Below are 16,697 nucleotides of genomic sequence, written 5' to 3'. Positions count from 1 at the left end.
CTATGGAAAAGATTATCATTACAGCGACAGCTGAGAGCGTTGAACAAGTAAAAGAGCTTTTAGAAGCAGGTGTGGATCGCATTTATGTAGGTGAAAAAGAGTATGGTCTTCGGTTACCCCATACCTTTTCTTATGACGAATTGCGGCAGATTGCAGCCCTTGTACATGAGGCAGGCAGAAAGTTGACAGTTGCTGTCAATGCTTTGATGCATCAGGAAATGATGAATAAAATCAAGCCATTTCTTGATTTTTTAGTGGATATTCAGGCAGATTATATTACTGTGGGAGATGCTGGTGTGTTTTATGTGTTAAAACGTGACGGTTATCCGTTTAAGACGATTTATGATGCCTCGACTATGGTTGCCAGCAGTCGTCAGGTGAACTTCTGGGGGCAAAAAGCTGGCGCTTCTGAGGCGGTTTTAGCACGGGAAATTCCATCGGCAGAATTGTTTAAAATGCAGGAAGTGTTAGAAATTCCTGTTGAGATACTAGTCTATGGTGCTAGCGTCATTCATCATTCTAAGCGACCGCTTTTGCAGAATTATTATAATTTCACTCATATTGATGACGAAAAGAGTCGTGAGCGTAATTTATTCCTTGCAGAGCCGAGTGACCCAGATAGCCATTATTCTATTTTTGAGGACAATCATGGGACGCATATTTTTGCGAACAATGACTTGGATATGATGACGAAACTTGGAGAATTGGTAGAATATGGCTTCACACATTGGAAGCTTGAAGGGATTTATACGCCAGGACACAATTTTGTTGAAATTGCCAAACTCTTTGTGCAAGCGCGTGAGTTGATTGAGACCAATCAATTTACACATGATCAGGCTTTCCTTTTGGATGATCAGGTTCATCAATTGCATCCAAAGAATCGTTTCTTGGATACTGGATTTTATGAATATGATCCAGATCAGGTGAAATAAGGGACGCAGGTAGTCGCGAGTTGCGACTGCTTGTTTAACTTTCACAATCTGTTTCCTTTAGCTTGATTTCAAGCCCTTTTTGCTATAAAATAAAAAGGCTAAGTATTAGAATTTAGAAAAGAGCGAGAATATGACAAAAACTTTGAAAAGACCAGAAGTTCTGGCGCCTGCTGGAACGTTGGAAAAATTAAAAGTCGCCATTCGTTATGGAGCGGATGCTGTTTACATTGGCGGACAAGCTTATGGTTTGCGCAGTCGTGCTGGAAATTTTACGTTTGAAGAAATGGAAGAGGGCGTTCAATTTGCTCGTGAACATGGCGCAAAAGTCTATGTGGCTGCGAACATGGTAACCCACGAAGGCAATGAAGAAGGAGCTGGGGAATGGTTCCGCACTTTGCGGGATATTGGCATTTCTGCCGTTATCGTATCTGACCCAGCTTTGATTGCCATTGCTTGTACAGAAGCGCCAGGTTTGGAAGTACACTTGTCAACACAAGCTAGCGCAACAAACTATGAAACCTTGGAATTTTGGAAAGATTTGGGGTTGACACGTGTCGTTTTGGCGCGCGAAGTTTCCATGGAAGAATTGGCAGAAATCCGCAAACATACCGATGTTGAGATTGAAGCTTTTGTTCACGGTGCTATGTGTATTTCCTACTCAGGACGTTGTACTTTATCCAATCATATGAGCATGCGGGATGCCAATCGTGGGGGCTGCTCTCAATCTTGCCGCTGGAAATATGATCTCTACGATATGCCCTTTGGACAAGAGCGCAAGAGTTTAAAAGGTGAAATTCCAGAAGAATTTTCCATGTCGGCTGTCGATATGTCCATGATTGATCATATTCCTGATATGATTAAAAATGGTGTGGATAGTCTGAAAATTGAAGGGCGTATGAAGTCTATTCACTATGTATCCACTGTTTCAAATTGTTATAAAGCTGCAGTTGATGCTTATCTTGAAAGTCCAGAAAAGTTTGAAGCAATCAAGCAAGACTTGGTCGATGAGATGTGGAAAGTGGCGCAGCGTGAATTGGCGACAGGATTTTATTATCATACGCCAACTGAAAATGAACAGCTTTTTGGAGCACGCCGCAAAATTCCGCAATATAAATTTGTGGCAGAAGTGGTGGCTTATGACCCTGATACGCAAACAGCGACTATTCGGCAACGAAATGTCATCAATGAGGGCGACCCAGTTGAATTTTATGGTCCTGGTTTCCGTCATTTTGATGCAGTCATTACAGATTTACACGATTCAGATGGAAATAAAATTGATCGGGCTCCTAATCCGATGGAATTGTTGACGATTTCCTTACCACATCCAGTTTATCCAGGTGATATGGTACGTAGTCGTAAAGAAGGTTTGATAAATCTTTATAAAGAAGACGGCACAAGTGTCACAGTACGGGCATAAAAATCTATATTGAGAAGAGGTTTGAATGGTTAATTCTGCCTCTTTTTATTTGTAAAGAATATTTTAAAAAAAATGAATGTAAACGCTTGCCTTTTAAAAAAAGAAGGTGTACAATATAATTAAAGAAAGATAAGAAAGGGCTGATTCCAATGGGTGTCGGAACGTTCATATTTTAAATCGTTTATGATGTATTAGTTTCTATTTGCTAATTGTTTTTCTTAATTGGAGGTATTTGATAAATATTTCTGAAGATGTCATGTAGTGGTTTGTAGAATTGCATCGCGTATAAAGAACGCAAAGTAAGAATAAATAAGAATGTTATTTGATGCAATCGGTAGAAGCTTTTTAATGATTTTCACGCTTTGGTATAAAACCGCTATTGTTTTAGATGAAAAAACTTGTTTTTGATATATTGTGGACAAGAAAATCATTCTTTAATAAAATAACGATGGAATCATCATAAGAATCTCTTTTCAGATAATTACTTTCTGAAAGTCTATCTATCACTTATTAGCAAATAGAGACGGCTCCTAGCTTTCTGTAGGTATACAGTAACTAGGAGTTTTTTGTATGCTCTGTTCTTTGAAAAAAATCATGAAAAGTAGTATAATAAATAAAATATGCAAAATACTTGCAAAACTGTAATTCGACTTGGGATTCCAAGGACCGTTAGTAAAAAAATTTGAAAAGGAGAATCAATGAGCAATATTAAATTGATTGCTTTAGGTGGCGTACGTGAGAATGGGAAAAATCTTTACATCGCTGAAGTGGATGAATCTATTTTTGTCCTGGATGTCGGATTAAAGTATCCGGAAAATGAACAGCTTGGTGTGGATTTTGTCATTCCCAATATGGACTATTTGTTTGAAAATAAGGACCGTATTGCAGGGGTCTTTTTGACACACGGGCATGCGGATGCAATTGGTGCCTTGCCTTATTTATTGGTTGAAACGAAAGTCCCTGTATTTGGCTCAGAATTGACGATTGAGTTGGCTAAGTTATTTGTCAAAGGAAATGATACGGTCAAAAAGTTCAATGATTTTCATGTGATTGATGAAGACACAGAGATTGATTTTGGTGGTACGGTTGTATCTTTCTTTAAAACAACGCACTCTATTCCAGAGAGTTTAGGGATTGTTTTGAAAACGTCTGAAGGCAATATTGTTTACACAGGTGATTTCAAGTTTGATCAGACGGCTAGTCAGTCTTATGCAACAGATTTTGCTCGCTTGGCGGAAATTGGTCGTGAAGGCGTTCTAGCTCTTCTTAGTGATTCTGCAAATGCAGATAGTACGATTCAAGTGGCAAGTGAGAGCGAAGTTGCAAAGGAAATTAGCGATACAATTGGAGACTGGGAAGGACGCGTGATTGTTGCGGCGGTTGCAAGCAATCTTTCTCGGATTCAACAAGTCTTTGAAGCTGCTGCTAGGACAGGTCGTCGTGTTGTATTGACTGGATTTGACATTGAAAATATCGTTCGTACTGCTATTCGCTTGAAGAAATTATCACTCGTGGACGAACGTTTGTTGATTAAACCTAAAGAAATGTCCAAGTTTGAAGATCATGAACTGATTATTTTGGAAACTGGGCGTATGGGTGAGCCAATCAATGGCTTGCGCAAGATGTCTATCGGACGTCACCGTTATGTAGAAATCAAAGAAGGCGATTTGGTTTATATTGTTACAACACCGTCTATCGCAAAAGAAGCCTTGGTGGCACGTGTAGAAAACATGATTTACCAAGCAGGTGGTGTTGTTAAATTGATTACGCAAGATTTGCGGGTGTCTGGTCATGGAAATGAGCGCGATTTGCAATTGATGTTAAACCTCTTGCAGCCGAAATTCTTGTTCCCAATTCAAGGAGAATATCGTGAATTGGCAGCACATGCTAAAGCTGCAATGGCAATTGGTATGTTGCCAGAGAACATTTTTATTCCAAAACGTGGTAGCATTATGGAATATGAAAAGGGTGATTTTGTACCTTCTGGTGCGGTATCTTCTGGTGATGTCATGATTGATGGAAATGCGATTGGTGATGTCGGAAATATCGTTCTTCGTGACCGCAAAGTTCTGTCTGAAGACGGTATCTTTATCGTCGCCATTACAGTAAACCGTCGTGACAAGAAGATTATTTCCAAAGCCAAGGTTCATACACGTGGATTTGTTTATGTCAAGAAAAGCCGTGATATTTTGCGTGAAAGTGCTGACTTAATCAATAAAACAGTGGAAGATTATCTTGAAAAAGATAACTTTGACTGGGGTGAGTTGAAAGGCTCGGTGCGTGACAATCTTGCGAAATACCTCTTTGAGCAAACTAAACGTCGTCCAGCAATTTTACCCGTTGTAATGGAAGTACGTTAAGCAAATAAATAAGTACATTTAACCTATAGTAACAAAAATAGTGGGGTCAGGACGTTTGGTCCAACCCCTTTCTTACATTTATATGAAAAGGAGAAAAAATGGCATTTTTCGAAATAGAGTATCATTCAGCAGTGTTGGAAATGGAGCGTCGTGTCAATGTCATCTATCCGGATGCGGATGCAGTAGATCCCAGTCAGGTAGCAGATACGGATATTCCCGTTCTTTACCTTTTGCACGGTATGGGCGGCAATGAAAATTCGTGGCGAAAACGGACGAATATTGAGCGTTTACTGCGCCATACAAATTTAATTGTCATTATGCCGTCAACAGATCTTGCTTGGTACACCAATACTGCTTATGGATTGAATTATTATGATGCCATAGCAAAAGAATTGCCTGAGGTTATGCAGCGCTTCTTTCCTAATATGAGTCGGAAACGAGAGAAAACCTTTATTGCAGGCCTGTCGATGGGAGGTTATGGGGCTTATAAAATAGCCTTGACGACAGATCGATTCTCTTATGCAGGGTCATTTTCAGGCGCTATTGGGCTCGGTCTAGATGATGTGGACATAGAAGAACTTCCTGGCGGTACGCTCAACTATTGGCAAGGTGTGTTTGGTGATTTGAAAGCAGTTGATGTCAAGCGGCATTTTTTGACGACAATGGCAAAGAAGTCAGATAAAAAGACTAAATTTTACGCTTGGTGTGGGGAGCAAGATTTTCTTTATCAAGCAAATGAAGTAGCTGTTAAACAATTGCGCAAATGTGGCTTAGATATCACCTATCATCATAATCCGGGAAAACACGAGTGGTATTACTGGGAAAAACAATTAGAGGAATTTCTGAAATGGCTGCCGATTGATTTTGAAGTAGAAGAGCGCTTATCCTAAAGTTGCTTGAGAGATGCCCTTTTTGACAGAAATTTACATTTTTTTGTCAATATTTTATTCTTTCTTTTACAGTTCTCTATTTTAAGAAATTTTTAAGTGAATCTCATGATATTTACTCTTTACATTTGGGATTAGGAGGGAAGTATGAGGTTTATATTTCGAATATTTTCAGCGCTGTTGCGCTTGATATGGCGTTTAGTTTATAGCATTGCATTAACAGCACTCTTTTTAGTGGGAATCTTGTATATCATGAGTCCTTCTAAAAGCAATTTTTCGACAACACTTCAGCAAGATGTCAGTCAAATTTATCGATATGTAAGTGGTCAAGACAGTCAACTAGGCGTTGGACAAAATGTAAAAGACCTGACCAAACAGCTATCGGACAATCATGTTTACCAAACTTCTGGTGCACGCTGGGATAAAGCGAGTGCTACGGTTTATATTGATGCACAAGATGAGACATTTCGCTCAGCTTATCAGGAAGCCATTCGTACTTGGAATCAGACAGGGGCTTTCATTTTTCAGATTGTAAATGATAAAAATCAAGCCAATATTGTTGCGACAGAGATGAATGATGGTACGGTGAGTGCGACAGGTGAGGCAGAATCACAAACTAATTTATTGACGAAACGTTTCACAAATGTAACGGTTCGACTAAATCGTTATTATCTATTGAATAGTCAATATGGCTACTCTTATGAGCGAATCGTAAACACAGCAGAGCATGAACTGGGACATGCGATTGGATTGGAACACAATGAAGAAAAATCCGTCATGCAGTCCGCTGGCTCGTTTTATGGTATTCAAGCAGTAGATGTTCAAGCAGTAAAGGAGTTGTATCAAGCATAAAATGATAAGAAATATCTTTAAAATCATCAGATGTTTCCCAGAGCAAGTTTTCTTGTTTGTCTTTAATTCCAGCATTTTTGCCTGGCTTTGGCAAAGTGGTTCTGATATTGCCGATCGTATCGGTGTGACAGCTGCATGGCAAGAACATGTTCCGGCACCCATTCAGAATTTCTTTGGTCAAAGCAGTCAAGCTATTCAAGGATTTTTCAATCATTCAGCTGTGATGTGGTTGATTGGTTCTATGATGATTCTTTGGGTCATTCGTTTTGTAAAAGGAATCATCAAATTAGGGCTTTTTGCTTTGATTATTCTATTAGGTGTTTACCTTGTGATGCAAAATCAAGAAATTTTAAATAGTTTTAAATGAAAATGCGGTCAAAATGAACCGTATTTTTGTTTTCTAAGATAGCCGTTGGGATAGGAATCTGCTATAATAGGGTTATGATTATTTTACAAGCAAATAAGATTGAACGCTCTTTTGCAGGGGAGCTTCTTTTTAACAATATTAACCTGCAGGTGGATGAGGCTGACCGGATTGCCCTAGTCGGTAAAAATGGAGCTGGGAAGTCCACTCTTTTGAAGATTTTAGTTGGTGAAGAAGCACCAAGTGCTGGGGAAGTCAATAAAAAGCGGGATATGTCCCTGTCTTATTTGGCGCAGGATAGTCGCTTTGAGTCTGCCAATACCATTTACGATGAAATGCTGTATGTTTTTGATGATTTACGTCAGCAGGAGCAACGATTGAGACAGATGGAGCTGTCTATGGGGGATTTGACTGGGACGGATCTGGAAAAGCTGATGACAGACTATGACCGCTTGTCAGAGAATTTCCGTCAGGCAGGCGGATTTACCTATGAAGCAGATATTCGTGCCATTCTCAATGGTTTCAAGTTTGATGAGTCCATGTGGCAGATGAAGATAGAAGAGCTTTCGGGCGGGCAGAATACTCGGCTGGCTCTAGCGAAAATGTTGTTGGAAAAGCCAGATTTATTGGTACTGGATGAGCCTACTAACCACTTGGATATAGAGACGATTGCTTGGCTAGAGAACTACTTGAGCAACTACAGTGGAGCTCTCATCATCGTCAGTCACGACCGTTATTTCCTAGACAAGGTAGCCACTGTGACGCTGGACTTGACCCAGCATTCGTTGGATCGCTATGTGGGAAATTACTCTAGTTTTGTTCAGCAAAAGGAGCAGAAGCTCTTGACAGAGGCCAAGAATTATGAAAAGCAGCAGAAGGAAATTGCTGCTTTGGAGGATTTTGTCAATCGCAATCTGGTTCGGGCATCTACAACCAAACGCGCTCAATCCAGACGCAAACAGCTGGAAAAAATGGAGCGTCTTGACAAGCCAGACAGAGGCAGTCGTTCTGCTAATATGACCTTTCGCTCAGCTAAACCTTCTGGAAATGTCGTCCTAACGCTGGAAGATGCGGCTATCGGTTATGATCATCAAGTGTTGGCCGAGCCTATCAATCTGGATATTCGTAAATTTAACGCAGTAGCTATTGTCGGACCAAATGGTATTGGCAAAACAACTCTTATCAAGTCCATTGTGGGACAAATTCCTTTTATCCGTGGTCAGGAGCATCTGGGAGCAAATGTGGAGCTGGGCTACTATGACCAGACCCAAAGCCAATTGACACCAAGCAATTCAGTCTTGGACGAGCTTTGGAATGATTTTAAACTAACACCAGAAGTGGAAATCCGCAATCGTCTGGGTGCCTTTCTCTTTTCAGGCGATGATGTCAAAAAGTCTGTTAGCATGCTGTCAGGTGGGGAACGATCACGGCTTTTACTGGCTAAGCTGTCTATGGAAAACAAGAATTTTCTGGTGCTGGATGAGCCAACCAACCACCTAGATATTGATAGTAAAGAGGTGCTGGAGAATGCCTTGATTGACTTTGACGGCACTCTGCTCTTTGTCAGTCATGACCGCTACTTTATCAACCGAGTTGCCACGCAGATTATCGAGCTTTCTGATACTGGCTCCACTCTTTATCTGGGCGATTATGACTATTATCTGGAGAAAAAAGCAGAGCTGGAAGCTTTGAGAGAGGAGAAAGCTACTGCAGCAGAGCCTACTCAGCCTCAGTCAGTAACCAACTACCAACTCCAGAAAGAAACACAGAAAGAAGCTAGGAAATTAGCTCGCCGTTTGGAGCAGCTGGAAGCTGAAATCGAAGAGCTGGAGATGCAAACGACCGAGTTGACTACAGCTATGCAGGAAACCAATGACGCAAGCGAACTCATGGAGCTTCAGCAAAAGCTAGACCAGCTGACTGAACGGCAGGAAGCAGCCATGACGGAGTGGGAAGAAGTGGCAGAACAGGTGTGAGCGAGCTATTTTTAAGTCAAGAAAGTTCATCCGAAGCGAAGAAATTCTTCCCCGAGACTAAATCCCGAATGTTTCAAACGGGGATGAGAGTTTTTTGAGCAAAAAACCTCGTCCTTCATGAAGGATGAGGCAATTTTTAAGTAATTTGCCATTTTCCACATGTGGACGAGAAGTTTTAGAGGAAAATAGCTTTGTCCAGTTTTCGGAAGGAAGTTTTTGGAACAAATTCCGAACATTCTTGTTTCGGACAAAGCTTTTTTGAAAAAATAATGTCGTCCGATTTTCGGACAAGAGAGTTTTGACAAAAAAAGACATGTCCGAAAGTAAAATCCGAACTTTTTAAGAATGTCTTCAAAAAACTAGGTTGGATTTCCAACCTAGTTTCTATTTTTGAGTTCTTTTTTGGCTTTGGCTAATTCATTTCTGAGAGAAAAATTCTTCGGCATACTGATGAGGATAGTAGTGATAGCTCCAAGTAAGACAGAGAGTAAAATTAAGAGAATCAGTGGAATTTTAAAACGAAAGAGAATAAAGCTAACGGTGACGCTTTGCATATTAGCCAAAGATAGTCCAGCGATTAGGAGGATTGCGAGCAACAGTAAAAGGTAGTGCATTCTTTCTTTCATCATTGGTCTCCTTTTGTATTTTTTATCCCTATTCAAACTCTGCCTTGCTCTTGACGTCGCCGTATTCTTCGGGGACTTCTTGCGCTAGAATGTCCTCATAGTTGGCGAGGGGAATATCTTGGCCATATTTATTCTTTAGGGCAGTTGTTACTAGGCGGTAGGCTAGATTGGCATTGCGGGATAGGATAGGGCCGTGGAAGTAAGAGCCAAAGACATTCTTGTAGTGCACGCCTTCGCTTTGGTCTTCCTTGTTGTTTCCATTCCCATAAATAATTCTGCCGAGCGGTTTTTCGTCTTCAGATAGGAATGTCCGTCCTTGGTGATTTTCAAAACCATAGTAGGTTTCGTCAAATTCATCGTTATGAATCTTAATGTCGCCGATGTAGCGGTTATTTTTTTGATTGAGAGTGTAATGTCCCATAATTCCAAGTCCCTCAATCCGCCGACCAGAAGCTTCAATGTAATATTGACCTAGAAGCTGAAAGCCACCACAAATAGCTAGTACCACGCCGTCATGATTGATAAATTCTTCCAAACTATCTTTTTTTGCAGGCAGATCTCGTGCCACAATGGTCTGCTCGTAGTCTTGCCCTCCGCCGAAAAACGCCAAATCATAGTAATCTTTATCAAACTCATCTTCAAGTGAGACAATATCAATTTGAACGCGAGCGCCTAACTTTTCAGCTACATATTTGAGCATGAGAATATTGCCATTGTCGCCGTAAGTGTTCATGAGATTGCCATAGAGATGGGCAATCTTCAAATCATAAGTATAATCCCGATTTTCAGGAGAAGTTAGTGATGTATAAACCATTAGTTCATCTCCTTTCTGACGACTTGATGAGAAGCCAGCAATTCGCGAAACTCTAGCATGGCGGTGTAAGTAGCTAGGATATAGGCATGCTTGGTTTCTTGGTTTTTAATTTTTTCAAAGACCTGGCTTAAATCAGCTACTTCACTGATTTGTTCAGCATTATAGCCAGTCACCCGCAAGCGTCGGGCAATCTCAGAATGACGAACCCCGCCAGCAATCATATGCGGGATATCCATGTTCAAAACTTGCTCAAAATCCGCGTCCCAGATCCAGCTTGTGTCAATACCGTCCGCATAGTTAGCGTTGAGCAAAACGGACAAGCTAAATGGATAAGGAGCTAGCTTAATCATTTCTAGAGCTTGCGTGGCTCCAACAGGATTTTTAATGAGAACTAGCGTACACTCTTTGTCTCCGATCTTGAAAGTTTCCTGACGTCCGAAAACAGCTCTGCTCTTGTCAAAACCAGTCTTGATAGTAGTTGGCTCAACTCCAAAGAATTGAGCAACGGAAACGGCAGCTAAAGCGTTGTAGATATTGTAGAGGCCACCGATATTGATGTGATAGCTTTGACCATCAATGACAAATTCTGAACTGTTGTGATGAAGACTGGTCAATTGGGTCAGTTTGTAGTCTAATTCAGGACGTTTAAAGTCACAGTACTCACAAATATAATCTCCTAGATTGGCATAAGTGTTGAGCTTGTATTTTAGAATGTGCTGACATTTAGGACAGAGAATACCCTCCGTATTGTAGTGAGCTAGTTTTGGCTCTCCTTTTTCGGTATCAAAACCATAATATTGAACCGGATTTTTGAGAGTAACAGAGTTAAACAGCGGACTGTCTCCATTTAGCAAGACAGTTGCCGTAGGAACTTTTTGAGCAGCATCCAAAATCATTTGATAGGTCGTGTAAATCTCCCCGTAACGATCCATTTGGTCTCGGAAAATATTGGTAAAGACAAAAAGGCTCGGTTTAATGTAATCGCAAATGCGTGAGAGGCTAGCTTCATCAATTTCCAGTACAGCAATATTCTTGCCAGATTTTCCTTTTTTTGCGGTTAGGAAAGTGGTTGTAATCCCGCTAATCATATTGGCTCCGCTGGGATTGGTCACAACCTCGCCAAAAGCCTCTTTGAGGATTCCAACTGTCAGAGCAGTAGTCAAGGTTTTCCCGTTTGTCCCTGTAATCACCACTACTTCGTAATCACGTGCTAGTGTATTTAAAATATCATTGTCAAATTTCAGGGCAAGTTTTCCAGGCAGAGTTGAACCACGTCCCAGTTTGCTTAAAACAAAATGGGAGGATTTCCCTGCAAGAGTGCCCAACATAGTATTTATCTTCATAAGAAATATTTTATCATAAAAAAGTAAAGAAGGTTACAGAAAAATATCTTGAAAAGTGATATAATAGTCAAGAACGTTTTTAGGTTGAGAAAGAGAGGACACTGAAAATGAATTTTCAGCAATTGTCCAATCTCCAATATTGGTCTAGTTTATTTTCTAGTCCTTGGAGTATTGTCATCAATATTATCGATATTGCACTAGTTGCTTGGATTTTATTTTATTTTACAAAAGCAATCGCTGGCACTAAGATTATGATTCTCGTTCGAGGGGTTTTAATTTTTGTACTGGCTCAGATTCTTGCCAATGCAATTGGTTTAACAACGGTTTCTTGGTTAATCAATCAAGTCATTACCTATGGAGTTATTGCGGCTGTTGTGATTTTTACACCTGAGATTCGTACAGGTCTGGAGAGGCTGGGGCGTGCTACCAATTTGTTTTCGACAGCACCCATTAGCTCAGAAGAAAGAATGGTGCAGGCATTTGTCAAAGCAGTGGATTATATGAGTCCGCGGAAAATTGGGGCTCTCGTTGCTATCCAAGGTAGCCGAACCTTGCAAGAATATATTGCAACAGGGATTCCTTTAGATGCCGATGTATCAGGTGAGTTGTTAATCAATATCTTTATTCCTAATACACCGCTGCATGACGGAGCTGTCATTGTAAGAGACAATAAAATAGCCGTTTCTTGCGCTTATCTTCCGCTCACAGAAAACACAGGTATTTCTAAGGAATTTGGAACGCGCCATCGTGCAGCAATCGGTCTTTCAGAAGTGTCAGACGCTCTTACTTTTGTAGTGTCGGAGGAAACGGGAGGGATTTCAATTACACATAATGGAGTTTTCAAGCATAATTTGACATTAGAGGAATTTGAAGCAGAATTGCGGAAAGTGCTGATCTCAGATGAACAACCAAAATCACCATTTAGAAATCGTGTGCTAGGAGGTTGGAAACATGAAAAATCGTAAACAGATTTGGTACATCATTTCTTCCATCTTTTTTGCGGGTGTTTTATTTATTTACGCCACCACGACAAATTACCAAAATAATTCAAATGCTAGACAAACAACTTCTGAAAACTATACCAACACCTTGCCTAGTGTACCAATTGATATTAAATACAATAGTGAAAAATATTTTATCAGTGGGTTTGCATCTGAAGTGTCAGTAGTGTTGACAGGATCTAATCGTGTGACTCTTGCTAGTGAAATGCAAGAAAGCACACGAAAATTCAAGGTTGTGGCAGATTTGACAAAAGCTACAGAAGGAACGAGAGAAGTACCTTTGGCGATTAAAAATTTACCTAGTGGTTTAACTGCGACTGTCACACCAGCTAAGATTACAGTGAAAGTTGGCAAGAAAGCAAGCAAGACAGTTGAAGTGAAAACAACTATCAGTTCAGCCCAGTTAGCAGATGGGTTGATGGTTGATCGCGTGACGGTTGGTGACAATAAGGTAACTGTTACAAGTGACGAAGATACGCTGGCTAAGGTCGATCATGTAGAAGCGGTAGTGCCAACTAGTGAAAAAATATCCGCTAACTATTCAGGAAATGCCCCACTACAGGCAGTTGATGCAAATGGCACAGTTTTGCCAAGTGTGATTACTCCTTATGAGACAACCATAAAAATTACTGTTAAATCATCAAGTTCGTCTTCGAGTTCGACGAGCTCATCCAAATAAAAGTATTGAAAGGATTTTATAAAAATGGGAAAATATTTCGGAACGGACGGAGTTCGTGGAGAAGCAAATGTGGAGTTAACACCAGAGTTAGCTTTTAAATTAGGGCGTTTTGGTGGTTATGTATTGAGCCAGCATGAGAAAGATGTACCCCGTGTCTTTGTAGGACGTGACACACGTATTTCAGGAGAAATGCTGGAAAGTGCTTTAGTAGCTGGACTTTTGTCTGTTGGGATTCGTGTTTATAAGCTCGGAGTTATTGCCACGCCAGGCGTTGCTTATCTGGTGAAATCTGAGAGAGCAAGTGCTGGTGTCATGATTTCAGCTAGCCACAATCCTGCACTTGACAACGGTATTAAATTCTTTGGTGGCGATGGCTATAAATTGGACGATGAGCGTGAATTGGAAATTGAAGCTCTTCTTGATGCCAAAGAAGACGATTTACCGCGTCCAAGTGCGGAAGGTTTAGGAACTCTTATGGATTATCCAGAAGGATTGCGCAAATATCAACAATATCTCGTATCTACTGGTCTTGATTTAGAGGGAATGAAAGTTGCCCTTGATACAGCAAATGGTGCTGCTTCAACGAGTGCTCGTCAGGTATTTGCGGATTTGGGAGCTAGATTGACGGTCATCGGGGAAAATCCAGATGGGCTAAATATCAACTTGAATGTTGGCTCTACACATCCTGAAAAATTGCAAGAAACAGTCCGTGAATCAGGTTCGGCACTTGGTCTGGCATTTGACGGCGATAGCGATCGCTTGATTGCAGTTGATGAGAACGGTGAGATTGTCGATGGCGATAAAATCATGTATATCATTGGGAAATACCTCTCTGAAAAAGGTTTGCTTGCTCAAAATACAATTGTAACAACTGTTATGTCAAATCTTGGTTTCCATAAAGCTTTGGATCGTGAAGGCATTAACAAGGTGATTACAGCTGTTGGTGACCGCTATGTTGTAGAAGAAATGCGCAAATCTGGTTACAATCTGGGCGGTGAGCAATCCGGTCACGTGATTATCATGGATTATAATACGACGGGTGACGGTCAGCTGACAGCCGTTCAATTGACAAAAGTAATGAGAGAAACAGGTAAAACTTTATCTGAATTAGCTTCAGAAGTGACTATTTATCCGCAAAAATTGGTTAATATCCGTGTTGAAAATACTATGAAGAACAAGGCCATGGAAGTTCCTGCTATTAAAGCTGTGATTGAAAAAATGGAAGAAGAAATGGCTGGCAATGGTCGCATTCTTGTTCGTCCAAGTGGAACAGAGCCTCTTTTACGAGTCATGGCAGAAGCACCAAGTCATGAGGAAGTCGATTATTACGTTAATACAATTGCAGATATTGTACGCGCTGAAATTGGTATTGAATAAAGTAAAAAATCTCTGTTTATTATATAGGCAGAGATTTTTTACTTTATATTGTAGTTTGTTTTGTCAATCAATTTTTTATATAATACAAGCAATATATGAGGTGATGATGTGAAAACAAGAGGGCTATTGGTAGTGGATGTGGACAGTACCTTGATTAGAGAAGAAGGAATTGATTTGCTAGGTGCTGCAGCAGGAGTTGGTGAGCAAGTCGCATCCATTACAGAAAAGGCTATGCAAGGGGACTCTGATTTTGAAGCGGCTCTGATAGAACGTGTGGCCTTGCTCAAAGGACTTCCTGAAACAATTTTTAAACGAGTTTTTAAGCAAATTCATTTTACCAAAGGAGCTCAACAGTTGATAGAAGACATGCACCGGCGTGGATACAAGGTTGGTGTTGTATCAGGAGGATTTCATGAAATGGTAGACGAATTAGCCGCGAAATTGAATGTAGATTACGTAAAAGCTAATCGTTTGGAAGTGAAAGACGGTAAGCTAACAGGTAGAGTTTTAGGAACAATTGTCACAAAAGAAGTCAAAAAAGCAATGCTAAGACAATGGGTGGAGGAAAACAATTTGACTCTTGCTCAAACCATTGCTGTAGGAGACGGTGCCAATGATCTTCCGATGATACTAACGGCAGGGATCGGGATTGCTTTTAACGCCAAGCCTCTTGTGAGAGAGCAAGCACCGTATCAAATCAATCAAATGGACTTGTATCAGGTCATAAAACTTTTGGAAGAAATAGAAAGCGAGGACTAAGCCATGCATGTTTTAATTGCACCGGATTCTTTTAAGGAAAGTTTATCAGCTCAAAGTGTTGCAGAGGCTATAAAAGCAGGCTTTTCCAAGGCACTCCCTGAAGCAACATTTGACTTGCTACCCATTGGAGATGGTGGTGAAGGAACGATGACAGCTTTGATCGCAGCCTTGCAGTTAGACACTTATACTCACATCGTAACTGGGCCTTTCGGAGAACCTGTTTCGGTGAAATATGCTCGCAAAGGCGATATAGCTCTCTTTGAAATGGCTGATTTGGTTGGGTTGGCGAATATCCCGTTAGAAAAAAGAAACCCTTTGACTCTTGATACCAGAGGGTTAGGAGAGTTAATTTTGTATCTCGCCAAAGAAGGTGTGGGGCAAATTTATATTGGCGTAGGTGGTTCGGCTACCAATGATGGTGGAATTGGAATGGCAGCTGGATTGGGCTATGAATTTTTTGATAAGGATAATCACTTGCTCCAAGCAAAGGGTTCGTCTTTAGACCGTGTGGCTCGCATTTCAGCAGATAAAGTTCCTGCAATTTTAGGAAATTTGGATATTCAGATTCTGACAGATGTTATGAATCCTCTCTGTGGTGAAAACGGAGCTACATACGTTTTTGGGGGTCAAAAAGGCTTGCCTGATTTGCTATTTTCTCAAGTAGATCAAGCCATGGCAACGTTTTATAAACAGGCGAATCCAACAATCTTTTCACTGGCTGGTGCCGGTGCTGGAGGAGGTATGGCCGCAGGGCTGGTGACATTTGCACATGGAAAAATTGTATCAGGAATTGATACTTGTCTCAACTTGCTCGATTTTGATAATCGTGTCAAAAAGGCTGATTTAGTGATTGTGGGTGAAGGTCGAATGGATCAGCAAAGTCTGTCAGGTAAAGCCCCTATTGGAGTAGCAAGGAGAACACCAAGGAATGTCCCCGTTATCGCTATTTGTGGGAGCCTAAGTGATGACTTACCTGCTTTTCCAGTAGAAAACATTCAAGCTGCTTTCCCAATCATTTCTCAAGTCGAACCTCTAGCTATTATTCTAGCCAAGGCAGAAGAAAATCTCATCCGAACAGCTCAAAATATTGGAAATCTATTAAAAATGAAAATATAAGATTTAACTCTATCGGCTGAATCTTGAGAAAGTGGAATTTGACCTATTTGCATTTTCGTTGAGGCGATTATCTCTATCACATCTGCCATTTTCGACTAATTTAATAAGGGATTAGAGCTAGTATTCTTTCACTTCCTTAATTTTTTCTTTTGTTGTCCAATCTCACTCCCATTTTTCTTTTTTTTATGATAAAC

Annotated in this window: 15 protein-coding genes; 12 read left to right on the top strand and 3 right to left on the bottom strand. The window is 40.6% G+C overall.

The window, feature by feature from the left end; genetic code table 11:
- The first annotated feature begins 2 nt into the window (after nt 1–2).
- The 7 genes from HMPREF2634_RS00795 (at nt 3) to HMPREF2634_RS00765 (ending at nt 8,788) form a co-directional block, all read left to right on the top strand.
- Nucleotides 3–932, top strand: a complete 930-nt coding sequence (locus HMPREF2634_RS00795) for a peptidase U32 family protein (RefSeq protein ID WP_003025106.1) — start codon at nt 3–5, stop codon at nt 930–932.
- A 130-nt stretch (nt 933–1,062) separates the two neighbouring features.
- Nucleotides 1,063–2,349, top strand: a complete 1,287-nt coding sequence (locus HMPREF2634_RS00790) for a peptidase U32 family protein (RefSeq protein WP_003025103.1) — start codon at nt 1,063–1,065, stop codon at nt 2,347–2,349.
- Between the two features lie 698 nt (nt 2,350–3,047).
- Nucleotides 3,048–4,709, top strand: a complete 1,662-nt coding sequence (locus HMPREF2634_RS00785) for a ribonuclease J (protein WP_003025100.1) — start codon at nt 3,048–3,050, stop codon at nt 4,707–4,709.
- Between the two features lie 98 nt (nt 4,710–4,807).
- A complete protein-coding gene (locus HMPREF2634_RS00780) occupies nt 4,808–5,599 on the top strand; it encodes an alpha/beta hydrolase (protein ID WP_021001546.1) in 792 nt (263 codons plus the stop codon).
- A 144-nt stretch (nt 5,600–5,743) separates the two neighbouring features.
- Nucleotides 5,744–6,448, top strand: coding sequence for a matrixin family metalloprotease (locus HMPREF2634_RS00775; RefSeq protein ID WP_003025095.1), 705 nt, complete (start codon nt 5,744–5,746; stop codon nt 6,446–6,448).
- Nucleotide 6,449: 1 nt separating this feature from the next.
- Nucleotides 6,450–6,815: a hypothetical protein gene (locus HMPREF2634_RS00770; protein WP_003025092.1), complete on the top strand. Its 366-nt coding sequence runs from the start codon at nt 6,450–6,452 to the stop codon at nt 6,813–6,815.
- 74 nt (nt 6,816–6,889) lie between these two features.
- On the top strand, nt 6,890–8,788 hold the full coding sequence (locus HMPREF2634_RS00765; protein ID WP_070836112.1) for an ABC-F family ATP-binding cassette domain-containing protein: 1,899 nt from the start codon (nt 6,890–6,892) through the stop codon (nt 8,786–8,788).
- 377 nt (nt 8,789–9,165) lie between these two features.
- Here the strand turns inward: HMPREF2634_RS00765 and HMPREF2634_RS00755 are convergent, their stop codons facing one another.
- Genes HMPREF2634_RS00755 through murT form a run of 3 tightly spaced genes read right to left on the bottom strand, consistent with a single transcriptional unit; the run spans nt 9,166 to nt 11,571 of the window.
- Entirely contained in the window at nt 9,166–9,414 is a 249-nt protein-coding gene (locus tag HMPREF2634_RS00755; protein WP_037590225.1) for a LapA family protein, read from the bottom strand.
- Nucleotides 9,415–9,442: 28 nt separating this feature from the next.
- On the bottom strand, nt 9,443–10,228 hold the full coding sequence (gatD, locus tag HMPREF2634_RS00750; protein ID WP_057489620.1) for a lipid II isoglutaminyl synthase subunit GatD: 786 nt from the start codon (nt 10,226–10,228) through the stop codon (nt 9,443–9,445).
- Complete coding sequence (murT, locus tag HMPREF2634_RS00745) at nt 10,228–11,571, bottom strand: lipid II isoglutaminyl synthase subunit MurT (protein ID WP_021001549.1); 1,344 nt, start codon at nt 11,569–11,571, stop codon at nt 10,228–10,230. The genes gatD and murT overlap by 1 nt, the downstream gene beginning before the upstream one ends.
- Before the next feature lie 107 nt (nt 11,572–11,678).
- Here murT and cdaA point away from each other — a divergent pair, with 107 nt between their 5' ends.
- The 5 genes from cdaA (at nt 11,679) to HMPREF2634_RS00720 (ending at nt 16,503) form a co-directional block, all read left to right on the top strand.
- Complete coding sequence (cdaA, locus tag HMPREF2634_RS00740) at nt 11,679–12,536, top strand: diadenylate cyclase CdaA (RefSeq protein WP_003025075.1); 858 nt, start codon at nt 11,679–11,681, stop codon at nt 12,534–12,536.
- Nucleotides 12,523–13,251, top strand: coding sequence for a CdaR family protein (locus HMPREF2634_RS00735; RefSeq protein ID WP_021001550.1), 729 nt, complete (start codon nt 12,523–12,525; stop codon nt 13,249–13,251). The genes cdaA and HMPREF2634_RS00735 overlap by 14 nt, the downstream gene beginning before the upstream one ends.
- A 24-nt stretch (nt 13,252–13,275) precedes the next feature.
- Nucleotides 13,276–14,628 carry a phosphoglucosamine mutase gene (glmM, locus tag HMPREF2634_RS00730; RefSeq protein WP_021001551.1) on the top strand — a complete coding sequence of 451 codons (1,353 nt, stop codon included), beginning with the start codon at nt 13,276–13,278 and terminating at the stop codon, nt 14,626–14,628.
- A gap of 108 nt (nt 14,629–14,736) precedes the next feature.
- Complete coding sequence (gene serB / locus HMPREF2634_RS00725; protein WP_021001552.1) at nt 14,737–15,387, top strand: phosphoserine phosphatase SerB; 651 nt, start codon at nt 14,737–14,739, stop codon at nt 15,385–15,387.
- 3 nt (nt 15,388–15,390) lie between these two features.
- Nucleotides 15,391–16,503: a glycerate kinase family protein gene (locus tag HMPREF2634_RS00720; protein WP_021001553.1), complete on the top strand. Its 1,113-nt coding sequence runs from the start codon at nt 15,391–15,393 to the stop codon at nt 16,501–16,503.
- Nucleotides 16,504–16,697: the final 194 nt, after the last annotated feature.

This window comes from Streptococcus sp. HMSC034B03 (genome assembly GCF_001838575.1).
GTDB lineage: Bacteria > Bacillota > Bacilli > Lactobacillales > Streptococcaceae > Streptococcus > Streptococcus anginosus.
Note: the sequence above shows the minus strand (reverse complement) of the source record. Positions and strands in the feature narration are given on the sequence as shown.